The 25,386-nt window shown below is 69.9% G+C and carries 13 protein-coding genes and 2 tRNA genes; 4 read left to right on the forward strand and 11 right to left on the reverse strand.

The genetic code is table 11. The features are described 5' to 3' along the window. Positions 1-4: 4 nt before the first annotated feature. The 3 genes from G4D86_RS01310 to G4D86_RS01320 all read right to left on the reverse strand — a co-directional run bounded on the left by G4D86_RS01310 (position 5) and on the right by G4D86_RS01320 (position 8,745). Positions 5-5,521: a DNA repair ATPase gene (locus tag G4D86_RS01310; RefSeq protein WP_163988523.1), complete on the reverse strand. Its 5,517-nt coding sequence runs from the start codon at positions 5,519-5,521 to the stop codon at positions 5-7. Between the two features lie 121 nt (positions 5,522-5,642). Next, entirely contained in the window at positions 5,643-7,802 is a 2,160-nt protein-coding gene (locus G4D86_RS01315; protein ID WP_163988525.1) for an SPFH domain-containing protein, read from the reverse strand. Positions 7,803-7,923: 121 nt separating this feature from the next. Beyond that, on the reverse strand, positions 7,924-8,745 hold the full coding sequence (locus G4D86_RS01320; RefSeq protein ID WP_163988527.1) for a hypothetical protein: 822 nt from the start codon (positions 8,743-8,745) through the stop codon (positions 7,924-7,926). Positions 8,746-8,925: 180 nt separating this feature from the next. On the opposite strand from G4D86_RS01320, the gene G4D86_RS01325 reads away from it, so the two are divergent. After that, the gene (locus G4D86_RS01325; RefSeq protein ID WP_240359980.1) at positions 8,926-10,059 is read left to right on the forward strand and encodes a DNA topoisomerase IB; all 1,134 of its coding nucleotides are present in this window, start codon (positions 8,926-8,928) and stop codon (positions 10,057-10,059) included. Between the two features lie 2 nt (positions 10,060-10,061). Here the strand turns inward: G4D86_RS01325 and G4D86_RS01330 are convergent, their stop codons facing one another. Beyond that, positions 10,062-11,099, reverse strand: coding sequence for an acetylserotonin O-methyltransferase (locus tag G4D86_RS01330; protein WP_240359981.1), 1,038 nt, complete (start codon positions 11,097-11,099; stop codon positions 10,062-10,064). A gap of 102 nt (positions 11,100-11,201) precedes the next feature. Here G4D86_RS01330 and G4D86_RS01335 point away from each other — a divergent pair, with 102 nt between their 5' ends. After that, a complete protein-coding gene (locus tag G4D86_RS01335; RefSeq protein ID WP_163988529.1) occupies positions 11,202-11,927 on the forward strand; it encodes a 2OG-Fe(II) oxygenase in 726 nt (241 codons plus the stop codon). Between the two features lie 56 nt (positions 11,928-11,983). Here the strand turns inward: G4D86_RS01335 and G4D86_RS01340 are convergent, their stop codons facing one another. Continuing rightward, positions 11,984-13,675, reverse strand: coding sequence for an amidase (locus G4D86_RS01340; protein ID WP_163988531.1), 1,692 nt, complete (start codon positions 13,673-13,675; stop codon positions 11,984-11,986). 112 nt (positions 13,676-13,787) lie between these two features. On the opposite strand from G4D86_RS01340, the gene G4D86_RS01345 reads away from it, so the two are divergent. Next, entirely contained in the window at positions 13,788-14,846 is a 1,059-nt protein-coding gene (locus G4D86_RS01345; protein ID WP_163988533.1) for a patatin-like phospholipase domain-containing protein, read from the forward strand. A gap of 135 nt (positions 14,847-14,981) precedes the next feature. Here G4D86_RS01345 and G4D86_RS01350 read toward each other — a convergent pair whose 3' ends face one another. Continuing rightward, positions 14,982-21,137: a myxosortase-dependent M36 family metallopeptidase gene (locus tag G4D86_RS01350; protein ID WP_163988535.1), complete on the reverse strand. Its 6,156-nt coding sequence runs from the start codon at positions 21,135-21,137 to the stop codon at positions 14,982-14,984. Positions 21,138-21,374: 237 nt separating this feature from the next. On the opposite strand from G4D86_RS01350, the gene G4D86_RS01355 reads away from it, so the two are divergent. Continuing rightward, positions 21,375-21,722, forward strand: coding sequence for a hypothetical protein (locus G4D86_RS01355; RefSeq protein ID WP_163988537.1), 348 nt, complete (start codon positions 21,375-21,377; stop codon positions 21,720-21,722). Positions 21,723-21,741: 19 nt separating this feature from the next. Here G4D86_RS01355 and G4D86_RS01360 read toward each other — a convergent pair whose 3' ends face one another. The 5 genes from G4D86_RS01360 to G4D86_RS52510 all read right to left on the reverse strand — a co-directional run bounded on the left by G4D86_RS01360 (position 21,742) and on the right by G4D86_RS52510 (position 25,135). After that, on the reverse strand, positions 21,742-22,689 hold the full coding sequence (locus G4D86_RS01360; RefSeq protein WP_163988539.1) for an aromatic alcohol reductase: 948 nt from the start codon (positions 22,687-22,689) through the stop codon (positions 21,742-21,744). 213 nt (positions 22,690-22,902) lie between these two features. Next, positions 22,903-22,976 (reverse strand) — tRNA-Met (locus tag G4D86_RS01365). Between the two features lie 69 nt (positions 22,977-23,045). Continuing rightward, positions 23,046-23,119 (reverse strand) — tRNA-Met (locus tag G4D86_RS01370). A 100-nt stretch (positions 23,120-23,219) separates the two neighbouring features. Then, positions 23,220-24,923 (reverse strand): S1 RNA-binding domain-containing protein, encoded by a 1,704-nt coding sequence (locus tag G4D86_RS01375; protein ID WP_240359982.1) that lies wholly within the window; start codon positions 24,921-24,923, stop codon positions 23,220-23,222. Then, the gene (locus tag G4D86_RS52510) at positions 24,911-25,135 is read right to left on the reverse strand and encodes a hypothetical protein (protein WP_240359983.1); all 225 of its coding nucleotides are present in this window, start codon (positions 25,133-25,135) and stop codon (positions 24,911-24,913) included. The genes G4D86_RS01375 and G4D86_RS52510 overlap by 13 nt, the downstream gene beginning before the upstream one ends. Positions 25,136-25,386 lie beyond the last annotated feature (251 nt).

A 25,386-nucleotide genomic window follows, 5' to 3' on the forward strand; every position in this document is an offset into this window, starting at 1 on the left:
CGCCCTACCGGCGCAGCATGGAGCGGAGTAGCTCCAGGGCCTCCGTCACGTTCTGCCAGACCTGGAGCGACTTGACGCCCTCCCCTTCGCCCTGGATGGCGCGCCGCGAGGCCCGCTCCAGGGGGAGGAGCACGCCCTCCACCAGCTCGATCTGCCGGCTCAGCTCCGCCGGAGACGGCCCGGCGATGGCCGTGCGCTGGAGCGCCTCGGCGGGCACGCTGGCCGACACATTCACCGGCCGCTCCGCCAGCGCGGCGATGGCCCGCGAGAGCTGCTCCATGTAGGGCCCGAAGTCCGGCGCGGGCGCCTGCGCCGCCACCACGGCCGGAGCCGCGGGCTGCTGCGCCTGCACCGCCACCCGCTCCGTGAGCGCCTTGAGCAGCTGCGCCAGGTGCTTGAGGTACGGCGCCATGTCCGTGGCCGGCGTCGCGACCGGCGCGGGCGGAGGCGTGGCCTTCACCTCGCGACCCACCTTCGCCACCTCCAGCACGGCGTCGCGCAGGGACTCCAGGTGGGGCAGCACGTCCTCCGCGGGATTCGTCTGCTGCTCGCCTCCGCGCGCCACCTGCGAGGCCGCCTGCACCACCGCGTCGCGCACCGCGCCGAGCTGCTCTTCGATGCCGCTGAGCTGGCCGGTGACGCGGGCCACGGGGTCGTCCTCCTTGCCCCCCATGCGCTTCACGCGCGCGAAGCCCTGCTTGATGTCCTCCCAGCGCTTCGCCTTCTCCGGCGTCAGCCGGCCGCGCATCTCCGCCAGCTTGAGCAGGTTCTGCTCCGCCGCCGTGGTGAGCGTCTGCGACTCGCCCTGGTAGTGGTCGTCGATGAGCCGCTCCAGCTCGTCGTCCGTCATCGCCGCGACGACCTTCTCCGTCAGCTTGTTCATGTTGCGGTAGCTGCCCTGCAACTTGAACGCGGGCTCACTGCGGAAGCGCTCGTCCTGCGCCGCCGAGGCGATGTACTGCATGTTCACCTTCAGCAGCACCGACTGCACCCGGAACATGCGCTGGAACACCGCGACGATTTCCTGCAGCTCCGCCGCCGCGTAGCCGTGCTTCAGCTCGCCCGCGGGCACCTCCTCGCCCTGCGCCATGCGGATGAGGCGGTGCGTGTCGGCCGGGTCTCTCGTGGCCAGCGGCGCCGTCGCCAGGTTGGAGGTCAGCGCGTTCTCGATGTAGCTGAGCGAGAACAGGTGCTCCTTCCCGTCGAGGATGTCACCCAGGTTGTAGGTGTCCGCGCGGTTGGCGAGCATGTCCGGAATGCGGAAGCGCTCGCCCGTCTCCGTGTACGGGTTGCCCGCCATGACGACGCAGAACTTCTTGCCGCGCAAATCGTACGTGCGCGTCCGGCCGTTCCACACGCCCTCGATGCGGCGCTGGCCGTCGCAGAGCGAGATGAACTTCTGGAGCAGCTCCGGGTCCGTGTGCTGGATGTCGTCGAGGTAGAGCATCACGTTGTTGCCCATCTCGAAGGACAGGTTGATGCGCTCCACCTCCTGGCGGGACGTCGCGTTGGGCGCTTCCGCCGGGTCCAGCGACTTGACCGCGTGGCCCAGCGCGGGGCCGTTCACCTTCACGAAGGTGAGGCCCAGCCGGCTGGCCACGTACTCCATCAGCGTCGTCTTGCCGTAGCCCGGCGGAGACATGAGCAGCAGCATGCCCATGCGGTCCGTGCGCTTGCCCTCGCCCGCCGCGCCCAACTGCTTGGCCAGGTTGGCGCCGATGAGCGGCAGGTACACCTCGTCGATGAGCCGGTTGCGCACGAACGAGCTGAGCACCTTCGGCGACAGCTCCTCCAGCCGCAGCTTGCGCCGCTCGCGGTCCAGCAAGTCGCGCAGCATGGCGCGGTAGGCCTGGTACTGCGGCACCCGCACCTGCCGGAACTCACCTGTGCGGGCGAGGAACTCGTCCAGGCGCACGGACAGCTTCCGGTCCTGGATGCGCGGGTGGTTGCCCAGGAGCGCCGTGACTTCGGTGGCCGTCAGCGCTCCCGCCGGCTCGCGGTCCAGCTTGCGCTCGGTGAGCAGCAGCACCGCCGTCTCCAGCGCCACGTGCGTCCACGCGCCGGGGCCCTCCTCGCGCTTCGTCAGGTACGCGTCCACCCACGCGCGCGAAATCTCCAGTCGCGAGCCCAGGTCCTTCTCCAGCCCGCGCAGGTCGTCCTCGAAGGCCGAGCGCGTGCCCTGCCTGTCCAGCTGCCCGAGGAACAGGTCCTTCAGCGCCAGGGCCTCACCGCTGGTGGTGAAGCGCGGGCGCTCCACGCCCAATTCCTCCACGAGGTAGCGGCCCGCCTGCCGCGACTCCGCGGGCGAGTGCGTCAGGCCGTGCGAGGTGAGGAACGCGGAGACGCGCTCGCCCAGCTCGGTGCCCAGCTCCGCCAGCCCGCCGGTGGAGGCGAAGGTGCTGCGCAGCCGCGCGAGGCTGCGCGCGCGCCGGTGGAACAGCGCCCGGCCCGCCTCGTCCGTGTCGAAGGCCCAGAACAGCGCGGCCCAGGCGCGCGGCACCGGGGCGAAGCGCAGCAGGCCCGCGCCCTGGTGCAGGTGGAGCAGCTTCTCCAGCAGCGCCGCCGCGTCCGCGTCGTGCACGCCGCGCTCGTAGCCCTCGTCGAAGCGGTCCGCCGAGTACGCGCGCACGCGCTCCAGCAGCGTGCCGCCCACCGCGGCCTCGTGGAGGACGGACAGCGTCAGCCCGCCCTTCCCGTCCTCCGCGTCGGACAGGACGCACGCGGCCAGGTACTCCGCGCGGTACATGTCCCGCGACTCGGAGACGAGGTGCTGCTCCCAGAGCTCGCGATACTTCAGCAGCTCCGGGTCCTCCACCTTCTGCGAGTAGTCCGTGCCGGTGAGCTGCAGGTACAGCGCGCCCTCGCGCGGCACCAGCGTCAGCTCCAGCGGCTGCGTGTTCACGTTGAAGCGGAACGCGCCCAGCTTGATGAGCGAGTCGCCGTCCGCGAACAGGTCCTGCCTGTCGCGCAGCGCGCGCAGCGCGTCCTGCTTCGCGGACTTGATGCGCGACTGGACTTCGTCCGCGCGCACGCTGTCCTGCAGGCCCATCAGCTGCTCGGCCAGCTGGCGCAGCTTGAGGATCATCGCGTCCGACGCGAAGTACCCGTTGAGCTCGTCGTCCGTCTTGAACGACTTCGCCCGCCGCTGCACGCCCTGGAGGATGCGCTCCGCGGCGCTGAAGAGGCCCTGCGCGCGGCGCTGGCGCTCGTCCACCAGCGACTGCTTCCGGGCGCCGAAGGCCTCCAGCAACTCCTCGCGCTTCTGCGTAATCTGGCCGAGGAACTCGTCGAACTCGCCGAAGCGGCCCTCCAGCTCCTCCAGCAGCACGGTGAGGCGGGACAGCGCCTCGTCACAGCGCTCCGGCGAGTCCGCCTGCGTCAGCGCGCTCTCGATGCTCTGCCCCAGCAGCTTGAACTGGGCGCCAAACTCCGCGCGCTTCTCGCGGCCGGACAGCTCCTTGCGCTTCGCCCCCAGGCTGGCGCGCACCCGGTTGAGGCGGCTGAACAGCTCGGAGATGCCTTCGAGGATGCGCGCGCGGGCCAGCGGGTCGCCCACCTGGAGCCCGCCCACCACCTCGCCCAGCACCTCCAGGCCGTGGGCCGTCTTGTCCACGTCCTCGCCCAGCGGGGCCAGCTCGGACGTCGTCTGGATGGGCTCCAGCTTCGCCAGCAATTCGTCCAGGCGCGTGGCCAGCGGCTGGAGCGCCTCGCCCTTCTGGAGGAAGTCCACGCAGGCCGCGCTGGCCTTGTCGGACGCCTCCACCACCGCGGCCTCCAGGGCCTCCACCCGCCCCAGGTCCATGTAGCGGATGTCCTTGAGGGTAATCAGGTGGCCGCGCTGCTTGCGCAGGTCCGCCAGCGCCTGCATGAAGGCCTCGGCGTTGGTGAGCTGCTCGGGCTGCACGCGCAGAAGCAGCTCGTCCTGGGCCGTCACCGCCGTGGCGAGCGACTCGGTGGCGCGCTTCTGCAGCGTGAGGACCTTCTCGAACTCGTCGATGATGAGCTCGGAGGTGCGCCGCAGCGCCTCCACCGGCTCCTGCAGCGCCGTCTCCGCGTGGCCCAGCCAGTAGTACGCGTCCATCGCGCGGGTGGACGCGGAGACGAGGTCCTCGTAGGTGCGCCGCGTGGGCTTGTCCGACTTCGCAATCCGCTGGAGCGTCAGCGCGTCGGAGATGCCGCGCACCAGCTCCGCGTTGCCCACCTTGCCCAGGTAGCCGGGGGCCGGAGGCGTGGCCGCCGCGTGCTCCGCGGAGACGAAGGGCGTCTGCCAAACCTGCATGGGGTGGACGCGCGTGGGCTCCGCTGATGCGGCGCGGAACACCACCAGCCGCCCGTCCGCGAAGAGGCTCATGCCGTGGGCGACAATCGGGTTCTGCACCTCCTTGCGCACCAGGTTGTACGGGAAGAGCACGTAGGAGCCCTCGTCCCGGCGGTGGAAGACGTAGAGCACGTCCTCCCCGTTCGGCGAGCGGATGGCCCGGATGAACTCCATGCCTTCCGCAGCCGCGGCCCCATCGAAGACCTTGAAGTCTCCCGTCTGGAGGTAATAGCCGCCGGGGAAGACGACGCCCTGGTCCTCCGGCAGCCGCACGCAGGACTGGCCAATGGCGTCGATGCGCACCACGTGCTGCGTGCGCGAGTTGAAGACGAGATAGCGGTATGCCTTCTCCCGGAACGGCAGCACCCGCAGGAGGATGAGCGTGCCCACCTGGGCCCAGGCAAACTCCGCGTCGTCGAGCGACTGGTCCGGGTCCTCCACGGGCTCGCTGTAGATGCCCAGCCCGGTGGAGGTGTTGTCCTCCACCTTCACGGTGAGGTCGCCCTTCACCGTCTCCACGAAGACCTGGTCCAGCACGTTGACGTGCGGGTGCTGGCCGGTGACGTAGTTGTCACGCGTGGCCACCGTCCACTCGAAGTCGTGCGACGGCGGGAAGACGTGGTCTCGCTCGCCCTGGTTGTCCAGGTACGTGGCGCGTCCCTCCACGTCCACGCTGAAGCGGAAGACCTTCACGTCGCGCAGCGACTGGCCCGTCTGGAAGATGGCCAGCAGGCGCGAGTCGCGGTGACGCAGCTGCAGGAGCTTGGCGTCCTTGTAGTACTTGTACAGCTCGCCGAAGTCCTTCACGAAGCGCGGGTCCGCGAGGAAGCCGCCGGCCTCGGTGTTGGGCGCCGAGGACAGGTCGAAGCCCTCGGCCGTCTTCTCGAAGCGGTGGAGCGAGAAGACGTCCGACACGGACGTCTCCTTCTTCAGGCCGATGAAGACGTTGTAGCCGAAGAGCAGGTACTTCCCGACGCTGACGATGTCGCGCGGGACGCAGTTGTTCTCCGTGCGCACCCGCTCGTTGCCGATGACGGAGAGCTCCGTGCCGCCAAAGAGCGACTTGCGCCGCGCATTGAGGTCGTTCGCCTTCGCGCCGAGCGCGTCCGCCTGCGCGAGCAGCCGCGTGCGGATGACCTCGTAGCTGCCGCCCTCCAGCGCCGCCTCGCCCGAGGGAGCCGCGCCCTTGCCGTCACTTGCCATGGATGTTCACCGGAAGAAGCGTAGACCCCCGCCGAACCCGCCTCATGGGGAAGCGGAGCGAGGGTCGTCGAACCAACCCGCCGCCACCGCGAAGGAGCGCGGTGGCGGCCCCATCAGCCTCTCAGCCCTGCTTGTCGGCGGAGGACCGGCTGTCGTCGCCCACCAGCGCCTTCAGGCCCGCGCCCGTCGAAGCCACCGGACTGGACGCCATCTTGTGCAGCAGGGCGGCCACGGCCAGGTTCTGCGCGTCGCCGCTCAGGCCCGGCTTGGAGAGGATTTCCTTCAGGTCCGCCGGCAGGTCCTTCTCGCCGTTGAGGTAGCCGCCGAGCGCTTTCTTCAGGGCCTCGCCGTGGTCCAGCGCGCCGTCCACCGCGGTGCCGAACGACACCGCCTTGACGAAGCGCTCGAAGAACTGGCCGTCGCCGCCGACGATGTTGAACTTCGCGTTGGCGAACGCCTTGGCCAGGACTTCGGCCTGGGCGTGGGCGATGTCCTTGCGCACGCGGATGGTCTCCAGCTCCACGTCGCGCTCCTTGTTGAGCTTGAGGCGGAACTCCTCGTGCTCGCGGCCGACGCCGTCCATCAGCTTCATGGACGCGGCCTTCTCGGCGAGGCCGCGGGCCTCGGCGAGCAGCTTCTCCTGGATGGCCGCGGCCTCCGCCAGCTGCTTCTCGCGGATGGCAATGGCTTCGGCCTCGCCGCGCTTCTGGATGGCGCCAGCCTCGGCCTCCTGGATGCGGGCGCGGGCCAGGCCCTTCTCCTGCTCACCCGCGGCCTCCGCCAGCAGGCGCTCGCGGACGATGTTCGCCTGGGCGTGGCCCTGCTTCTCGATGGCGCCAGCCTCGGCCTCCTTCACGCGCACCTGCGCCATGCCGAGCTTCTCGGTGGCCTGCGCGTCGGCTTCCTTCACCCGCACCTCGGCGAGGCCGTGCGCGGCGGACTCGGCCTGGATGCCCTCGGCCAGGCGCATCTTCGCCTTGGCCGACTTGTCGGCGGCCTCGAGGTCCGCCTCGGCCAGGGTGAGCTTCTCCTTCGCCATGAACACGGCCATCTCGCTGTTGGCCTTGGCGGCGTTGACGTCCTTGACGGTCTTCTCCTGGGCCGCGCCCTCGGCGGTGATGATGAGCGCGTCCTTGCGGCGGGTGGCATCGGCCTTCACGCGCAGGTCCTTGATGCGCTCCTCCTCCTCCGCCACCGTCTTCTCCACGGCGATGCGGGCGCGCACCACGTCGGCGATGAGCTTCTTCTCGCCTTCGAGCGCCTTCTCCTTGGCGATGCGCTGCAGCTCCGTCTCGCGCTCGCGGTTGATGGCTTCCAGGGCTCGGTCCTTCTCCACGCGCTCGGTCTCCACGCCGACCACGCGCTCGCGGTTCTTCTGGGCCACCTCGACCTGGCGCTGCTTGTTCTGCTCGTTGATGAGGATTTCTTCCTCGGCCTTGATGCGGGCGAGCTCGGACTTGGCGTGCTCCTCCTGCTTCACGCGCTCGGCCTCGGAGGACTCACGCGCGTGGATGCTGTCGATTTCCCGCTTCTGCTTCGCGGAGGCCTCCTCGCGCTGGCGCTCGAGGGCGAAGATGGCCTCATCCGCCTCGACGTTGCGCTTGGTGACGGCCATGCGCTCGTCCTGGCGCAGCTCGTTGGTGAAGACGTTTTGCTTCGTCGTCAGCTCGGTGATCTTCCGGATGCCCTCGGCGTCGAGGATGTTGTCCTTGTCGAGCATCTCGACGGGGGTCTGCTCCAGGAAGTCGATGGCGCAGTCCTCCAGCATGTAGCCGTTGAGGTCTCGGCCGATGACGCGGACCACCTGGTCCTTGATTTCGTCACGCTTGGTGTAGAGCTCGACGAACTCGAAGCTCTTGCCGACCGTCTTGAGGGCCTCGGAGAACTTGGCCTCGAAGAGGTTCTCCAGCGTCTCCTGGTCGGAGGCGCGCGCGCAGCCGATGGACTGCGCCACCTTGAGCACGTCCTCGCGCGTCTTGTTCACGCGCACGAAGAAGGTGACCTTGATGTCCGCGCGGATGTTGTCCTTGCAGATGAGGCCTTCCTTCCCGCGGCGGTCGATTTCGACCGTCTTCAGGGAGATGTCCATCACCTCGGCCCGGTTGATGATGGGGTACACCACCGTGCCGGTGAAGGTGACGTGCGGCTCGCTCTTCAGCGTGTTGACGATGAGGACCTTGCCCTGGTCCACCTGGCGATAGAGCCGGACGATGGTGAGGGCGATGCCGCCGAGGACGATGACGCCCACCGCGATGATGGGGAGGAGCTGGTAGAGTTCCATGGCCTTTCCTGTACGTAATGACCGCGGGCCTTGTACCAAGCTCCGGAAGCCCCCCGCAAAAGCCTCCCGGATGGTGATGTGCCGACGGCCGCCCTCCCAAAGGGCCACCGCCGGAAGTCTCTCAGTGACGTGCCCTGGCGCGAGCGATGCTGGCGGCCTTGCCCGGGTCATCGAGCTGCTTCGCTTCTTCCGGCAGGAGCCAGTCCACCGGCTCCACCTCGTAGACGTGCTTCTCGGCGTCGTAGCCGAGGATCAGCGCCGGGTCTCCGCGCTTGAGTTCGTTGGCCTTGGCGCAGACGACGTTGAGGATGAGGCCCGCGCCGCCGTCCTCGAAGGTGGCGTGACCGAAGCGCTCCGTCACGCTGCCGCTGGAGATGTTGCACACGCGGCCCATCAATTCCTGCCGCCCGGGCGCGCGCTTCATCACGAAGACGGGCCGCAGCGGCCGCACGGCGAGGCCGGAGAGGACCATGGCCGCGATGAAGCACGCGAGGCCCAGGGTTCCGCTGATGAGCCACGAGGGAAGCGTCGGCCCCAGCGCCGCGTGCACGGGGCCCGCGCTCAGCAGGGACAGCGTCCAGGAGATGAAGCCCACGAGGCTGACGGACACGGTGAGGGGGATGCCCGCGAAGCCCAGCGCCGCGAGGATGCCGCCGTCCACGTCCGCGGAGTGGTCATGCGCGGCCGCGGCCTTGACGCCGCCTTCCAGCGCACCGCCCGCCGCCTTCGCGCCGCCCTCCAGCGCGCCGCCCGCCGCCTTCATGCCTCCCTGGAGCGCGCCACTGGCGGCCTTGGCGCCGCTCTCGAAGTCCAGGTGGCCGTCGAGCATGTCGATGCCCACCGCTCCGATGATGACGAAGAGCCAGTACGTCAGCACCACGCCCATGACGATGGTGAAGACGGCGGTCGGGAAGGCAAGGATGGCGCTGAGGAACTCAGTCATGGGGCTCGGCAGGCACTCTAATCGAGCTGTATTCCCATCGAAAATGCGTCCAGGCGCTTTTCTGCCAGGCCCGTGGGCAGGCATCCAGGCGACGCCTGGGTTGTCGAGCGACCAGGGGCTGCGCACAACAGGAAGGCCCCTGTGCATGGAGCACCGGGGTCTGCCTGTCCCGTGAACCGCATGATGATGCAGGTCGAGCCCACTTCACCGACGACAGAGCCCCGGAAGGAGGGGCGGCGCAGACCGGGCGGCGAGACGCAGCTCGAGCGGCTCCAGCGCACCGGCCTCCGGCGGCTGGGCTCGGCGAAGAGCGGCTTCCGCTACGTGCGCGCGGACGGGAAGGCGGCGACGAAGGCGGACCGCGAGCGCATCGACGCCATGCGGATTCCCCCTGCGTGGAGCCAGGTGGCCATCGCCCCCTCTCCTTCCGCGCGCCTGCAGGCGGTGGGCATGGACGCGGCGGGACGCTGGCAGTACCGCTACCACGCGTCCCACACACGCCGGCAGGAGGAGGAGAAGTTCCAGCGCATCGTCGGCTTCGCGCGGGCGCTGCCGCGGATGCGGCGGCGCGTGAGTGCGGACCTGCGCCGGAAGGGGCTGGGCCGGGACAAGGTGCTGGCCTGCATGCTGCGCATCCTCGGCTCGTGCTTCATCCGCCCCGGCAGCCAGCAGTACGCGGACGAGAATGGCAGCTTCGGACTGGCCACGCTGCGCAGGCGGCACGTGCGCGTGGCGGGCGACACGGTGACGTTCGACTTCCCGGGCAAGAGCGGCAAGCAGCAGTACCGGCAGCTCAAGGACAGGCGCGTGGCGACCATCGTCCGGCAGTTGATGAAGGTGCCCGGGCGGGACGTCTTCAAGTTCGTGCTGGATGACGGCGCCGTGGTGGACGTGCGGCGGCGCCACCTCAACGAATACATCCAGGAGGTCATGGGCCCGGGGTTCAGCGCCAAGGACTTCCGCACCTGGGCGGGCACGCTCATCTGCGCGTGCGCGCTGGCCAGGGCCCGCGAGCGCGTGAAGCGCGAGGCGGGCAACGACAGCGGCCTGACGAAGAAGACCACCCTCAAGAAGACGATGGTGGCCGCCGTGAAGGAGGCCGCCGAGCACCTGGGCAACACGCCCGCGGTGGCGAAGTCCTCGTACATCTACCCGTCCGTGCTGGCCATGTTCGAGCGTGGCCAGGTGGTGGACCGCTACTTCGACTCCGTGGACGAGCTGGCCGCCACGAAGAGCGGGGGCCTCCACTGCTCGGAGAAGGCCCTGCTCGACATGCTCGACGAGGAGAAGCACCGGGGCTCCGCCTGCCAGTAGCGTCAGGCCGGCACGAGCTCGATGACGCTCGGAGGCATGGTGGTGGGCAGGATGTTGGCAATCTTCATCCCGGCCTTGCGCGCCAGCGCGACGTACTCCGCCTCGGTGCGCTCCTGGCCGCCCACGAGCACGAGCATCGCCATGTCGTAGAGGTTGCCGAAGTGCATCGCGTTGTCGCCCGGCAGCACCGTCTCCACGATGAGCAGCTTCGAGTCCGGGCGCATCGCCTGACGGATGTTGGCGAGGATGCGCAGGCTCTTCTCGTCGTCCCAGTCGTGGAGGATCTGCGACACGATGTAGACGTCCTGGCCCTGGGGAATCGTGGCGAAGAAGTCGCCGTCGACGACGTCGCAGCGATCCTTCAGCCCCATCGACGCGAGCCGCTCGCGCGCCTCCGCGGCCACGTGCGGCATCTCGAAGATGGAGCCGCGGATGGCCGGGTGCGCGCCGAGGATGTGCGAGATGAGCGTGCCGGTGCCGCCGCCCACGTCCATGACGGTGCGCACCGCGCTGAAGTCATACGCGTTCACCACCGCTGGCGCGTTGAGCGTCTGGTACGCGGCCATGCTCCCGTTGAAGATGGCGGCGTCCTCCGGGTGCGCGGACAGGTAGTTGAAGAACGAGTCGCCCATGAACTTCTCGACCGAGGGCTCGCCCGTGGTGAGCGAGGACTTCAAGTCCCCCCACGCCTGCCAGGACAGCAGGTGACCGTGCGCGCGCAGCGAGCCATAGACGGAGCCCGGGTTGTCCTTGCGCAGCATGGCGCCCAGCTCGGTGAGCCCCCAGCACTCGGTCTGCTCGTCCTTCCGCAGCACCCCCAGGCCGCTGAGAAGGCGAAGCATCCGGCGGAGCGCGGGCGCGTGGGTGCCGCTCGCCTTCGCGAGCTCCTCCACTGTCTTGGGCACGTCACCGATGGTGTCGGCGATGCCAAGCTCGGCCATGATCTGGAGACAACGGGATACCCAGAAGCCGTACACCATCTGGGTCATGATGAGGGCCGCGGGAGGAGGAGTGCTGGACGGTCGAGGGTGCTGGCTCATGAGTCCTTCTCTGGGGATGAAGGAACGACAAGGCTGGAACCTAGAAGGTAGGCTGTAAAATCGCTATTGCTCTGTTGGGCATGTCTTACGGTTTTCTCAATTGTGCATACTTACACGACCCAGCGTGAAGCCCTACCTGCACCGGCGCTCCATGCGCTCCGGGAGGCTCTGCTCGGCTCGCGCTTCGTCGCGCGCAGCCCGTTGATGGGGACGTTCCGCGCCAGCCGCGGCTTCGCCTTCATCTTCACGCACGAGGGCCGCGCGCCCCTGGAGGCCCGCTTCCCGTTTCTCTCTTGCTACCTGGCGAGGGTGTTGGATCCAGGCAGTGCTCGCGGGTTGCTCCCCTGGCGCGAGCGGCTGCTGGGGGCCCGGAAGGAACGTGTTCTACCCAACGCTTTCTACCTGAACCTGCTCCTGCTGGACGCGGGCACGGCCGTGGGCCGGCACATCGACGCGACGCTTCAGGAACCCAGTGGCGTGCCTGATGCCACGCCGCGTCACGTGAGCGTGCTGTACCTCCAGGTCCCCGAGCGCGCGAAGGGCGGCGAGCTGTGCCTCCTGCGCGACAACGTTCCGGTGGGCAAGGTGCGCCCTCGCGAGGGGATGCTGGTGCACTTCCGCGGCGACCTCCAACACGAAGTGCGGCCCTTCACCGGAGGCCCGGAGGGCGCGCGGCGGGCGAGCCTCGTGTGCGAGCAGTACGCCTTCCCTCCCGAGGCCCTCGCGCGCATCCCCTCCTTCCGCATCCAGTCCAAGGCCGGCTTCGCCGCCTATCTCGACGACTGGCGGGAGCGGCCCGACGCCGGCCCTGCGGGCGAACTGGAGTAACCCGGTTCCAGGTGCCACGGCATTGCGGAACTGCCGTGGGCACCCGGCGGTGAGACTCAGGTGGCGGCCTTCAGGCGCAGGTCCGCCGTGGGAGCGAACGCAGGCGGCCTGCGGTGGTGCGACGCCTGCTCGTAGGCGTAGGCGAGCTTCAGCAGCGTGGGCTCGCTCCAGGCGCGGCCGATGAAGGACATGCCCACCGGGAGCCCGAAGACGTAGCCGACGGGCACCGTGATCGTGGCGTAGCCGGAGACGGCCGCGGGCGTGGAGCTGCTGCCCAGCCAGTGGTCGCCATTCACGAGGTCGATGAGGCCCGGAGGTGCCTGCGTGGGGGCGACGAGCGCGTCCAGCTTGTGCTTCGCCATCACCGCGTCCAGGCCCTGCTCGCGCGACAGCTTGCGGCAGTCCGCCAGGGCCTTGCGGTACTTCTTGTCCGTCAGCGGCCCCTTCTCCTGAGCCATGTGGAACAGCTCCTGGCCGAAGTACGGCATCACCGTGGAGCGGTGCGCGTCGTTGAACTGGATGAGGTCCGCGAGCGTGCGCGGGTGCGTCCCCTCCCCCAGCCCGGCGAGGTACGCCTCCAGGTCCGCCTTGAACTCGTAGAGCAGCACCTCGAACTCGGGCTCGTCGATCTTCGCCGCCGTGGGGATGGGGGCCGGGTCGATGATGGTGGCGCCCTGTGCCTTCATCAGCTCGATGGCCTGCTCCACCAGCGCGTCGGAGGGCGCGTGGTAGCCGAAGAAGCGCTCGCGCGGCACGCCGATGCGCGCGCCCTTGAGCCCGTTGGGGTCGAGGAACTTCGTGTAGTCCGCGTGGGCCTTGCCCTGGCTCGCGGCGGTGGCGGCGTCCGCCGCGTCGAGGCCCGCGAGCACGGAGAGCAGCGCCGCGGCGTCCGCCACGGTGCGCGTCATGGGGCCGGCGGTGTCCTGGGTGTGGGAGATGGGGATGATGCCGGTGCGGCTCACCAGGCCCACCGTGGGCTTGAGCCCCACGAGCGAGCTGGCCGCCGAGGGCGACACCACGGACCCGTCCGTCTCCGTGCCCACGGCCACCGCGCAGAAGTTGGCGGCGGCGGCGACCCCGGAGCCCGAGCTGGAGCCCGACGGCGTCCTGTCCAGGGCGTACGGGTTGCGCGTCTGGCCACCGCGCCCGCTCCAGCCGCTGGAGGACTTCGTGGAGCGGAAGTTGGCCCACTCGCTCAGGTTCGTCTTGCCGAGGATGACCGCGCCCGCCGCGCGCAGGCGCTCGACGATGAAGGCGTCGCGCGAGGGCACCGCGCCCACGAGCGCGAGCGAGCCGGCGGTGGTCTGCATGCGGTCCGCGGTGGCGATGTTGTCCTTGATGAGCACGGGGATGCCGTGCAGCGGCCCGCGCGGCCCCTTCTCCTTGCGCTCCTTGTCGAGCGCCGCGGCGATGGCGAGCGCGTCCGGGTTCAGCTCGAGGACGGACAGCAACGGGAGGTCTCCCTTGCGGTCCAGCTCGTTGATGCGCGCGAGGTAGCGCTCCGTGAGTCCGTGCGCGGTGTGCTGGCCGGACTTCATTCCCGCCTGGAGGTCCGCGACGGTGGCCTCCTCCAGCTCGAAGGGCTTCGACGCGGGGGCCGCCACCGGAGCCTTGCCGGCCGGTGGCGCGGCGGGGGCCTGCGCGTGGGAGTCCAGCGTGACGAGGGCGGTGGCGGCGGCCGTACCACCGAGGAAGGCGCGGCGGCTCAGGCCCGCGGAGGGACTGCCAGGAGGAGTGGGCTTCTTCATGGGGTGCCGCGCACTACAGCAGCGGCGCGCGGACTGTCGCAAGCGGAGCGTGCCGCTGCACGACAGGGCTGCCGCGCGCGGGGGCCGCGCCTGCTACCGTGCCGCCCCCGATATGGCATCCAACCTGACCCTCCTGGCCGGCCCTGACGCACTGCGGATGATTCGTGAGCGGGGCCTGCGTGGCGATGACGTGGACGTCGTGCCCGGCGCCTCCGGTGGACCGAAGTGGCTGGTGCTGGCCGGCCTGGACCGCGCCCTCTTCGCCGGGCTCTTCAAAGGGCGCACGCGGCCGCTGCACCTGATTGGCTCGTCCATTGGAAGCTGGCGCCTGGCGTGCGTGGCGCAGGCGGACCCGGTGGCGGCGCTGCACCGCTTCGAGGCGGCGTACATCGACCAGCGCTACCCCGCGAAGCCTCCGCCGTCGCTGGTGAGCGAGACGAGCGCGCGCATCCTGGACGCGCTCCTGGGCGACGAGGGCGAGGCACAGATTCTCGAGCACCCGTGGGCCCGGCTGCACGTCGTCACCGCGCTGTGCCGCGGGCCCGTGGGCATGGAGCACCCGCGCGTGCAGATGCTGGGACTGGCGCTGTGCGCGATGGGAAACCTCGTGAGCCGGCGGACGCTCGGGCTGCACATGGAGCGCGTCATCTTCCACACCGCGGGGGACACCAGTCCGTTCGCCGGGCTGAGGGATCTACCCTCCGTGCACCTGCCGCTGACGCGGGAGAACCTGCGCCCGGCGCTGCTGGCCTCGGGCTCCATTCCCATGGTGCTCAGCGGCGTGCGGATTCCGGGCGCGCGGCCCGGGGTGTACCGGGACGGAGGCGTGCTCGACTACCACCTGGACCTGGACTTCGGCCCGGGCGAGGGGCTGGTGCTCTACCCGCACTTCTACCCGTACGTGGTGCCCGGCTGGTTCGACAAGTCCCTGCCCTGGCGGCGCGCGCGTCCGGCCAACTTCCGCAGGGCGCTCCTGATTGCACCGTCCGCGGAGTTGGTGGCGCGGCTGCCGGGAGGGAGGATTCCGGACCGCGTGGACTTCGAGCGGCTCAAGGACACCGAGCGCATCCGCGCGTGGAACCAGGTCGTCTCCGAGAGCGAGCGCATGGGGGACGAGCTACTGGAGCTCATCGCCACCGGGCGCCTCGCGGAGCACGTGCGGCCGCTCTGACGCGCGGGCCCGCAAAAAGAGCGGCGGCCGGCCTCCGCGAAGGGAGAACCGGCCGCCGCAAGACTTCAGAAGCTCAGTGGGGAACCGCCGGACCCGGGCCTTTCAGCCACCCGGGCCTGGCGGCACCGTCACGACTCAGGCCAGCGTGTTGCGCCGACGGCGCAGCAGGCTGAGGAGCGCCAGGCCGAGCATGCCGGCCGGAGCGCCCGCGCCCGTGGAGGAGCAGCCGCCGCCATTCTCAGGCGTGGCCGTGGCTTCCACGGTGGCGGTGTGCGTCCCGCCGCGAGCATCCGTCACGGTCAGCTTGAAGCTGAACGTGGCGCTGTCGTCGTCGAGCTCGGGGACGTTCACGCCGAGCACCGCCTGGTTGGGGCTGCTGAGCGTGACGGCCGGGCCGCCCGTCTGCTCCCACTTGTAGGTGAGGGCGTCACCATCCGGGTCGCTGGAGGCCGAGCCGTCGAGGGTCATCGCGGTCTGGTCGCCAGAGAGGATGATGCGCGCCTTCGCCACCGGGACGATGTTGTCGGACTGCGTGACAGTCACCGTCACCGTGGCCGCCTCGCTGGTGAGCGTTCCGTCGCTCACCACCAGGCGGAAGGTCAGCTCCGTGTTCGCGTCGACATCCGGCGCGGTGAAGGACGGCTTGGCCGTGGTGGCCCCCGTCAGCGTCACCCACGGGCCGCCCACCTGCGTCCACTGGTACGTCACCGTGGAGCCATCGGCGTCAGCGCTGGCGCTGCCGTCGAGGGTGACCGCGGTCTTGCCCTTGGCGGACACGGCCGCACCGGCCTCGGCGACCGGCGCCCGGTTGACCTGGCGCACCGTCACCACCACGTCGTGGGTGGCCGTGGCATGGCCGTCGCTCACCGTCACGCGGAAGGTGAGTTCGGTGTCTGCCGTCACCTCGCCCGTGGAGAAGGTGGCCGTCGCGGAGTCAGCGCCCGTGAGCGTGACCTCGGTACCGGACACCTGCGTCCAGGCGTAGGTCAGCGTGTCGCTGTCCGGATCCGCGGCGGTGGCCGCGAGGGTCGCGGTGCTGCGCTCGTCGACCACCACGGCGGAGGCCGTGACGGCCGGCGCGCGGTTGACCGCGTTGATGGCCACTTCCACCGTGTCGCTGGCCGTCGACTTGCCGTCGCTCACCGTCAGGATGAAGGAGAGCGTCTCACCGGTCGCCGTCTCCGGCGCGGTGAAGGTGGCCACCGCCGCGTTGGCGTTGGACAGCGCCACCGGGGTGCCGGACACCTGCACCCAGTGGTAGGTCAGCGCGTCGCCGTCCGCGTCGCTCGCGGAGCCGCTCAGCGTACCCGCGCCGCGCTCGTCCACGGCGCCATCCACGCCCGCGTTCACCGTCGGAGCGAGGTTGATCTGGCGCACGTTCACCACCACGGTCTGCGTGGCCGTGGCCGTCCCGTCGGTCACCGTCACGGTGAACGTCAGGACCGCGTCCGCGGACACCTCGCCGGTGGAGAAGGAGACGCTCGCGGTGTTGGCGCCCGAGAGCACCACCGTGTCGCCGCCCGTCTGCGCCCAGCTGTACGTCACGGTATCGCCGTCCGGGTCGGAGGCGGAGGCCGAGAGCGTCGCCGTGCTGCGCTCGTCGAAGGTGGCGGACGAAGCCGTCACCATCGGCGCGCGATTCACGTTGCCAACGGACACGCTCACCGAGTCGCTGCCAGACACCTTGCCGTCGCTCACCGTCAGGGTGAAGGAGAGCGTCTCACCCGCCGCCACGTCCGGCGCGATGAAGGTCGCCGTCGCGGTGTCGTGGCCATGCAGCCCCACCGGGGTGCCGGCGGTCTGCGTCCACTGGTAGGTCAGAGACTGGCCGTCCTCGTCGCTCGCGGAGCCGGTGAGCGTCACGGTGGCGCGCTCGTCGGCGGTGGCGTCGAGGCCCGCGTTCACGGTCGGAGCGCGGTTCAGCTCGCGCACGGTCACCGTCACCGTCTGGGTGGCAGTGGCCGAGCCGTCGCTCGCCGACACGTTGAAGGTGAGGATGGAGTCAGCGGACACCTCGCCGGTGGAGAAGGAGACGGTCGCGGTGTTGGCGCCCGAGAGCGTCACCGTGTCGCCGCCCGTCTGCACCCAGCTGTACGTCACGGTATCGCCGTCCGGGTCGGTGGCGGAGGCCGTGAGGGTCGCCGTGCTGCGCTCGTCGAAGGAGGCGGACGAAGCCGTCACCATCGGCGCGCGATTCACATTGCGGATGCTCACGTCCACGTTGTCGTTGACCGTCGTCTTGCCGTCGCTCACCGAGAGGCGGAAGGAGAGCGTCTCGCCGGCCGCGGCGACGTCGGGCGCGGTGAAGGTCGCCATCGCGGTGTTGTAGCCGCGCAGCGCCACCGCGGTGCCGGACACCTGCGTCCACAGGTAGGTCAGCGCCTCGCCGTCCGCGTCGCTCGCGGAGCCGGAGAGCGTGACGGAGGTGCGCTCGTCGGCGGCGCCGTCGAGGCCCGCGTTCGCCGTCGGAGCACGGTTCACCTGGCGGATGCGCACGGTCACCGTGTCGGTGGCCGTGGTCGTGCCGTCGGTGGCGGACAGGCGGAGCACCAGGTCGGTGTCGACCGTCACGTCGGGCGCCGTGAAGGAAGGCGTCAGCGTGTTGCCGTTGGTCAGCGTCACCAGCGGGCCGGACACGCGCGCCCAGGTGTAGGTGAGCGCCTGGCCGTCCGCGTCGAAGCCGTTACCGGAGAGGGTGACCGGCGCGCGCTCGTCGACCGTCACGTCCGGGCCGGCCGAGATGACCGGCGCGGAGTTGCCGCACTGGCCGTTGTCGTCGCAGATCTTGATGAACGGCAGGTTGGTGATGCCGGAGAAGGACAGGTCGTCCAGCACCCAGCCCGTGTTCGCGGCACCGTTGTCGCTGCCGACGCGGAAGCGGATCTGCACCGTCTTGCCCGCGTAGGCGGTGCCCAGGTTCACCGAGGCGACGTTGAACGCCGGGAAGCCCGCGGTGGTGCCGACGAAGGCGCGGCGGCCCTGCAGCGGGTTGAGGTTGCCGTTGTACGTCACCAGCACGCCGTTATACAGCGCGGTGCCGATGTCGACCCACGTCGCGCCACCGTCCTCGGTGAGCTCGATGACGGCGCCGTCGTAGTTGCCGCTGGCGTCCGCCTCGAAGTCGAAGGAGTGACGGAAGGACACGATGAACGGCGCGGAGGTGCCGACGTTCAGCTCCGGGGTGATGAGGCGGGAGTCGCCCGGGCCGCCCAGGTCCTCGCCGAAGAAGGCGCGATTGAGGTCCGTGAACTCCACGACGGTGAACTCGGAAGGAAGCAGCTCCTCGTCGTACTCGGTGCTCCAGGGCAGGTTGCTCGGCGTGCCCTCCACCGTCTCACTGGTGGTGGCCTCGGCGACCTCGTCGTAGTTGGTCTTGAAGGCGAGCGTGTCGCTCTTGTCGCCCGGGACGGCCTGGCGGTCATCGCGAACGGAGTACGTGAAGTCGATCCGCTGGGCAGTGCTCGCGCCCGTCAGGGTGACGGGGATGGAGGCAAAGCCCAGGTCGCCAATCTGCATGACCGGGAACGTCGCGCTGCCACGGTCACCCAGCGACACGCCCGGCGTGCTCGTCACGACGGTGACGCTGCTGGTCTCGGCGGCCTCGGAGCCGTTGTTGTAGACGACGAAGGTCAGGAAGCCGGACTCACCGTTGTCGAGGATGCCGTCCTCGTCACCCGGGTGCGCCGGGTCGTCCTCGTAGAAGGCGGCGAGCGTCTGCACTTCCGAGCCCACGTTGAAGCTCTCCACGACACCCGCGTGGGTGGTGGAGTTGCGGTCCGGGGCGATGGCGCCCACGCCCGCGCCGCGCTTGGCGAAGGCCTGCCAGAGGCGCTGGCCGTCGGCCGGGTCATTGGCCATGGCCGACGCGATGACGGCGTCACGCGCCTCCAGGAAGGTCGGAGCCGCGGGAGTGAGCTTGTACCCGTTGACCAGGTAGCTCTTCATGCGGTCCTGCGCCTCCTGGAACGGATGCGCGCGCAGCAGCGCCGTGTAGCACTCCCACAGCATCGTGGCCCAGACCTCGCCGGAGTTGTGGACCTCGGCGTTGTTGCCGGCAGGCGCGATGAGGTTGCTGGTGGGCAGCGCCACGCCGTCGGTGATGTGCTTGAACGTGAGGGGGTTCTTCGCCATGTCCGACGAGTACGTCACGCGGCGGATGCCGAAGAACGCGGAGTCCGGAGAGCTGCCACGGGTGGCGTACTCGGCCGCGCCGTAGGCACCGTTCCAGTTCGCGTTGGCCGGGACGTTGATGTCCTCGGGACGGGTGATCATCAGCAGGGCGGTGAAGTCGCCCCAGCCCTCGCCCATGGACCGGCCCTGGTTGTTGCTCAGACCCGAGGCGTTCTGGATGAGGCGGTTGCTGATGTAGTGCCCCCACTCGTGGGCCACGATGACGTTGTCCACCGTGCCGTCGAGGTTGATGGCCGCGGCGCGCGACAGGTGAACGTTGAGGCCGGCGACATTGCGCAGCTTGTTGCCGTCCGCCAGCGTGATGCGAACCGCGGGAATGGTGATGCCGGTGGCCGTGCCACCGAGGGGGGAAACGAAGCCGGCCGCGTTGTCGGCGATGAGGAGGCCGATGGCGCCCGCCGCCTGCGCGGTGGCGGCCTTCACGGTGAAGGCGCACGTACCGCGGTCCATCAGTGCAATCTTGCCGGCGACCGCCGCCGCGTTGGTCAGCGGGGAGCAGCCGTCCGTGGTGGACGGGCCAGCGGCGTCCGCCGCGTCCTGGCCGACGACGACGTCACCCGTGACGTCGTACGTCTGGGGACCGAAGCCCGAGGCGATACCGACCTTGTACTCACCCGCGACGCTCGCGGGGGCATTGACGATCAGCTGCCCGCTGGGACCCGAGAACAGGTACATGCGCATGCGCGGGGACGCACCGTCCGCCGGCGTGAGCATGTTCGCGTTGTTGGTGCCGCTGTAGTCCTGGGCCTGCGCGCGGATGGCGTCGTTGCCAATGCCGCCGCGGCCGTAGTTGTCGGCCTGGGCGTTGCCGGACGCCTCGTCGAAGCCGGCGTCGTAGTACCAATCGTGGAGCCAGTTGTTCATGAAGAACAGGCTCGTCGTCGCCGCGGAAATCTGCTCCGCGTTCGCGTACGGCTGGATGTCGAACAGCATGGTCCGGTCGAACACGCCGGGCGCGGTGACGGTGGGGCGCAGGTCGCCGTCGTTGTAGCCGTCCGGAGCCGTGAGGTTCGCGAACGCGTCCGCGTTGTTACCGCGCGTCACCGTGGCGTCGTCCGCCAGCCAGGGGTCGTTCTGGCTGAAGGGCGCGTTCTGCAGGGTGACCAGGGCGGGAGCGACGTACGGGGGACGGAAGCCGTCCGGAAGGCCCGTGGGGTGCGGCGTGGCGTTGTTGCCGGCGGGGCCGTCGTGCGGGGTGTACGGCGGCGTGGAGTCCGCGAACACGCGGTAGCTGAACTCCGCGTCCGCCGCCAGGTTCATGCGCAGCAGGATGCGGCCGTCCAACGCGGAGATGACGTACGAGTAGTAGTCGGAGTCCGTGCTGTCCGGGCGACCGGTGTTGAGCTCCACGTAGTACGCGGGCACCAGAGAGGTGGGCAGCGAGAAGAGCACCTGCTTCGCGCGCGCCGGGATGACCAGCCCCTCCGCCAGGGGACGGGCATAGGTGGCCAGCTCGAAGTGCGTGTACTTGCCGGCGTTCTGCGCCTTCACGTTCCGGAGCAGGCTGGCATCCAGCGCGGTGCCGGTGAGGTCCTGGTACGCAGCGGCGACGGCGGAGCTGGCCGTGAGCTGGAACCGGACGCGCGGCGCGACACTGCTGGAGACGTGCTTGGAGAGGCTGCCGGAGACGGCCACCAGCTCGTTCTTGCGGTTGAGCAGGAGGTTGAGCGACTGCCGGAAGACCTCGATACCGTTCGCCTCCTGGGCCAGCGTGACGACCTTCACGCCCTGCCGGTTCTCGCTGACGTTGACGACTCGCGCGCCCGCGGCCTCGAAGGAGCTCACTCCGTAGAGGGCGGCGGCGTCCGCGATCTGCGCCAGAGCGGCCTGCTCGGGCGCCATGCTCGCGAACTGGGAAGACGCGCTCAGCTTCGACTGATCCGCGCTCTTCCGAGCCCAGAGGAACGTAGGAGAACCGGTGCGCTCATCAAGATGAGCAACGCGCGGTCCCTTGGAGTCCACGGGCTTGAAACCAGCGGCGACTCGACCCGCGGGCTTCGCGTCCTGCAGTGCATCGTAGTTCGGCAGCGTCCGGGCAACAGCGCTGGTACCGGACAACACCAGCGACAGGCCAGACAGCGTGGCAACCAACCTTCTCACGTGGGGGAACTCCCTGGTTCAACGGCGGGGTGGGAGCTACCTTGAGACCTGGGAGGGTGTCCCAGCACCATCGCCGGAACGCCAGGTCACGAATGTCGCCCCCGGGTGACAAAGTGTCACCTGTTGAGAAGATTAGTGCCCTTACTGATGTAGGTTGAAAGGCGACATCTGCGGTTATTCCCAACGCGACGCATAATTCCGTGGTTACGGCAGGTTATGCGAGGGCTCGGAGGAAAAATGCGGTGGGTGCGAAGCCTCGTGGGGCTGCTTTTCGTCGGATTCTGGGTGGCCGTGGTGCCCCCGGCCTGCCGTTCCACGGCGGAAACAGCGCCCGCGGAGACACGACGTCACGGCCAGGTGACGGATGGTGGCAGCGACACGCCCTTCCAGGGCGTGCGGCGCTGGGACGCGGGCATGGAGCCGCGCGAGGGCCCGCCGCACTTCCCTGCCCCCGCCGCCGACGCGGGCGGCTGCCCCGGAAAGCAGGAGCGCTGTTGCGATGGGCACTGTGGCACGGCGCTCGAGTGCGCCCAGCTCGCGTGTGATCCGGTGCCTCAGCGACAGCCCGCGCCCGAGGAGCGCTGAGCCGCGAGTCCCCGCGCGCTCACGGGTGCGCGGGCAACGAAGCCTCCTCGCGCGACGGCAGCCACGGCCGCCCCTTCGCCTCGAGGTACTCGCGGACCGTCATGGGGCGAAGCCGCGAGAGCTCCGCATTGGCCGGGTTGCGCAGCCTTCCCCGCCCCGCGAGCTGCAGCAGGAGGTGCGGCTGCACGAGTGCCTCGCGGGCCGCGGCCTCCGGGGCGCTCATGCGCGCGAGGTGGTGGCGCAGGTCCTCCACCGTGCCACGACAGACGCGCTGGAGCTGCCGGCCCGTGAGCTCCTCGTAGAGCCGTGAGACTTCATTCACCGTCACCACGTCCCCCACGAGCTCCAGGCGCCGGCCCGCCGCGCGCGGGTCCACCACGGCCTGCGCCACCCACCGGGCCGCGTCGCGCATCGCGGTGACGTCGAAAGGCTCGTCGCCGGTGCCCCAGTACGCCACGTGCCCGCGCTCCAAATCGAACACGTGCGCCAGGGGTGACAGCGCCACTTCCATGAAGGCGCCGCAGAGGATGAACGTGTGCCGCACGCCGCTGCGCTCCACGGCGTCCGCGACGCGCCGGTGCAAGTCGAGCTGCGCGTCCTCGCCGTCGCGGAGCTGGAAGAAGTCCGGCGAGTAGTCCGAGGGGATGAAGCGCATGACGCCGTGCCGCCGCGCCACGTCCAGCAGCCGGAGCTGACCGTCCACCACGACGTCGGGCCCGCCGCGCACGGCGGAGATGACCGCGTCCATGCCCTCCACCGCCGAGCCGAGCGAGCGCACGTCCTGGAGCGAGCCCTCGACGAGCGTCACACCCTGGTCCGCGAGCCCGTCCAGTGACTCGGGACGCGTGCCGGGACGCACCAGCACGTGCAGGTGGATGCCGGGCCGGGACAGGAGCGCCGAGGCGAGCTGATGCCCGAACCTGCCCGTGCCTCCCACCAGCAGGACGTGCGTGGCCTCGGTGTCCATCGTCCGCTCCTCCTCACCGGCGGGCAGGCGCGCGGCGAAGGGGTGCGTCCACGCATGCTGCCCACACCGGGAAGATGGAGCGTGAGGCGGGCACTGACTGCGTGGTGCGCGGGGGCGCCCCTGGTCCGCACGAGGGACGAGCAGGAGTCCTGGCGGTGGGCGCACAAAAGCAATCGGCCCGGTCATCCAAGAGGATGACCGGGCCGATCCGAGTTGCGGGGGCAGGATTTGAACCTGCGACCTTCGGGTTATGAGCCCGACGAGCTACCAGGCTGCTCCACCCCGCGTCATGTTGTGTCTGTCTTCGAACCGCTGAGTCCCGGCCTTCATTCCGGCCGGGCATCAGGTGCTACGAGTTGCGGGGGCAGGATTTGAACCTGCGACCTTCGGGTTATGAGCCCGACGAGCTACCAGGCTGCTCCACCCCGCGTCAGTGGTTGCGGCGAGGGGGTTAGTACCGTCCCCGCCCTGGAGCGTCAACACCTTTCTCCGCGCTGCGCCATTCGGTGCGCAGCGCGGAGAGAGGAGCGTTACTTGCGCATCTTGCCGAGCAGGTCGGCGAAGGTGCCGAAGCCCTTCTTGCCCGCGGCCTGACCCTGCGGCTGCTGCGTCTTCTGCCAGGCCTCCACCTCGGCGCGCTCCTCCGCGCGCTGCGCGGCGGTGACGGAGAGACGGATCTTCCCGGACGCGTCGATGTCCAGGATGGCCACCTTCACCTCCTGGCCAAGCGAGTAGTGCTTGCGCAGGTCGGTGCCGCGCTCGGTGCCCGTCTCGCTCGCGGGGAGCAGGCCCTTGCCGCCGGGGAACTGGAGGAACACGCCGTACGGCTCGATGCGGTCCACCTTGCCGACGACGACCTGCCCCACCTGGGGACGGGGCGCGGCGGGCTGACGGGCCGCGGCGGGCGCGGCGCTGGCGGCGGCGGCCGGACGCTCCTCGGGAGGACGCTGCGCCTCCTCCTCGGAGATGCGGCGCAGGCCGATGCGCTTGTCGGTGGTGTCGATCTTCTCGACGGCCACCCAGATGACCTCACCCTCCTTCACCACGTCGCGCGGGTGCGCGATGCGGCGGTCGCTCAGCGCGGAGATGTGCACGAGGCCATCCACGCCGGGGCGCAGCTCCACGAAGGCGCCGAAGGGCTGCAGGCGGACGACCTTGCCCTGGAGCCGGTCGCCTTCCTTGATCTCGGAGATGGCCTTCTTGAAGGGGTCCTCCATGCGCGCGCGCATGGACAGGGTGATGCGCTCCTTCTGCTTGCTCTTGTCGGGCGAGTTGGGCTGAGCGGCCTCCATGCGGAGGATCTCCACCTCGACCTCGTCACCGGCGTTGACCACCTCGGACGGGTGACCGACGCGCGTGTACGAGAGCTCGGAGACGGGAATCATGCCCTCCACGCCGCCCAGGTCGACGAACACGCCGAAGTCGCGCACGCCGGAGACCTTGCCCTTGACGACCTTGCCCTCGGCCAGGGTCTTGCGCGTCTCCGAGGCCAGCTTGCGCTGCTCCTCTTCGAGCAGCGCCCGGCGCGACAGCACCACGTTGCGATCACGGACCTCGGTGACGCGGAACTGGAGCTTCTCGCCGATGAACTGGTCCGGCTTCTCCACGAAGCGCAGGTCCAGCTGGCTGATGGGGCAGAAGGCGCGGATGTCGCCGATGGCGACCTCCACTCCGCCCTTGTTCACGCTCAGCACCATGCCCTCCACGGGCATGCCGGAGGCGCGGGCCTCGGCCAGCATGGCCATGGACGCGCTGCCCTTGGCGAGCGCGCGCGACAGGAGGATGCCCTTGGCGCCCACCTCGATGACGTGGGCCTCCAGGCTGTCACCCACGCCGAAGCGGAGGATGCCCTCGTCGTCCTTGAGCTCGCGCAGCTCGATCATCGCCTCGCTCTTGGCGGAGCCCTCGAGCGACACGAACGCGGTGTCCGCGCCGAGCTGGAAGATGGTGCCCTTGACCTTCTCGCCCACGCGCACGCCGCGGCGGCCCGGAGCACCGCCCTGCGCCTCGAACATCTCGGCGAAGGACTGGGACTCGGGGACCTCCTCGTAGAGCGCGCTGGAGGGCGCGGGCGTCGGCGTCACCGGACGCGGCGCGGGCGTGGGGGCCGGCGTCGCGGCGGAGGCCTCGGCAGCGGCCGTGGTCTCCTCGGACGTGGCCGTCGCGTCGGCGGGCTTCTCGTCCGCGAGGCCCCGGGTCTCGATGGCACCCGAGGCGCGCTTCACGACCACCATGGGGCCGGACGGGCGGCGCTCGCCGCCACCGCTCCCGCCACCACGGCGCTCGCCGCCCCGGTCACCGCCAGGACGAGGAGGACGATCGCCACGCGGGGCGCCACCCTCGGGCCGAGGCGACGCTTCGCGCTCGCCACGACCTCCGCGGTCGCCACCACCACGCTCACCACCGCGGCCACCTCCGCGCCCACCCCGATCCCCGTCCCGGCCACTGCCCCCAGAGGGGATGCCGAGCATCACGTCGCCGAAGGTAGCCTTCGGCTTCTTGGGACCCATCCCGCCCGGACCGCCCGAATTGGAACCGCTCTTCTCGTCGCTCACTGCCGAGACCTTCCTGAGACGAATTCGACCCTGGCTTCCCGAGAAGCCGGGCCCCGGTGAAAAAGGCGGCGCACTCTACACGCACGCCAACTCCGGAGGAAGCCAGATGACGCGCACGCCGCGTGGGCCGTTGCTTCGTTGT

The sequence above is a fragment of the Pyxidicoccus caerfyrddinensis genome, assembly GCF_010894405.1.
Lineage (GTDB): Bacteria > Myxococcota > Myxococcia > Myxococcales > Myxococcaceae > Myxococcus > Myxococcus caerfyrddinensis.

What these genes read in the sequence shown, in the direction of transcription:
- G4D86_RS01310 (WP_163988523.1), bottom strand. Translation starts at nt 5,521, where the DNA reads ATGGCAAGTGACGGCAAGGGCGCGGCTCCCTCGGGCGAGGCGGCGCTG.
- G4D86_RS01315 (WP_163988525.1), bottom strand. Translation starts at nt 7,802, where the DNA reads ATGGAACTCTACCAGCTCCTCCCCATCATCGCGGTGGGCGTCATCGTC.
- G4D86_RS01320 (WP_163988527.1), bottom strand. Translation starts at nt 8,745, where the DNA reads ATGACTGAGTTCCTCAGCGCCATCCTTGCCTTCCCGACCGCCGTCTTC.
- G4D86_RS01325 (WP_240359980.1), top strand. Translation starts at nt 8,926, where the DNA reads ATGATGATGCAGGTCGAGCCCACTTCACCGACGACAGAGCCCCGGAAG.
- G4D86_RS01330 (WP_240359981.1), bottom strand. Translation starts at nt 11,099, where the DNA reads ATGAGCCAGCACCCTCGACCGTCCAGCACTCCTCCTCCCGCGGCCCTC.
- G4D86_RS01340 (WP_163988531.1), bottom strand. Translation starts at nt 13,675, where the DNA reads ATGAAGAAGCCCACTCCTCCTGGCAGTCCCTCCGCGGGCCTGAGCCGC.
- G4D86_RS01345 (WP_163988533.1), top strand. Translation starts at nt 13,788, where the DNA reads ATGGCATCCAACCTGACCCTCCTGGCCGGCCCTGACGCACTGCGGATG.
- G4D86_RS01355 (WP_163988537.1), top strand. Translation starts at nt 21,375, where the DNA reads ATGCGGTGGGTGCGAAGCCTCGTGGGGCTGCTTTTCGTCGGATTCTGG.
- G4D86_RS01360 (WP_163988539.1), bottom strand. Translation starts at nt 22,689, where the DNA reads ATGGACACCGAGGCCACGCACGTCCTGCTGGTGGGAGGCACGGGCAGG.
- G4D86_RS01375 (WP_240359982.1), bottom strand. Translation starts at nt 24,923, where the DNA reads ATGGTGGTCGTGAAGCGCGCCTCGGGTGCCATCGAGACCCGGGGCCTC.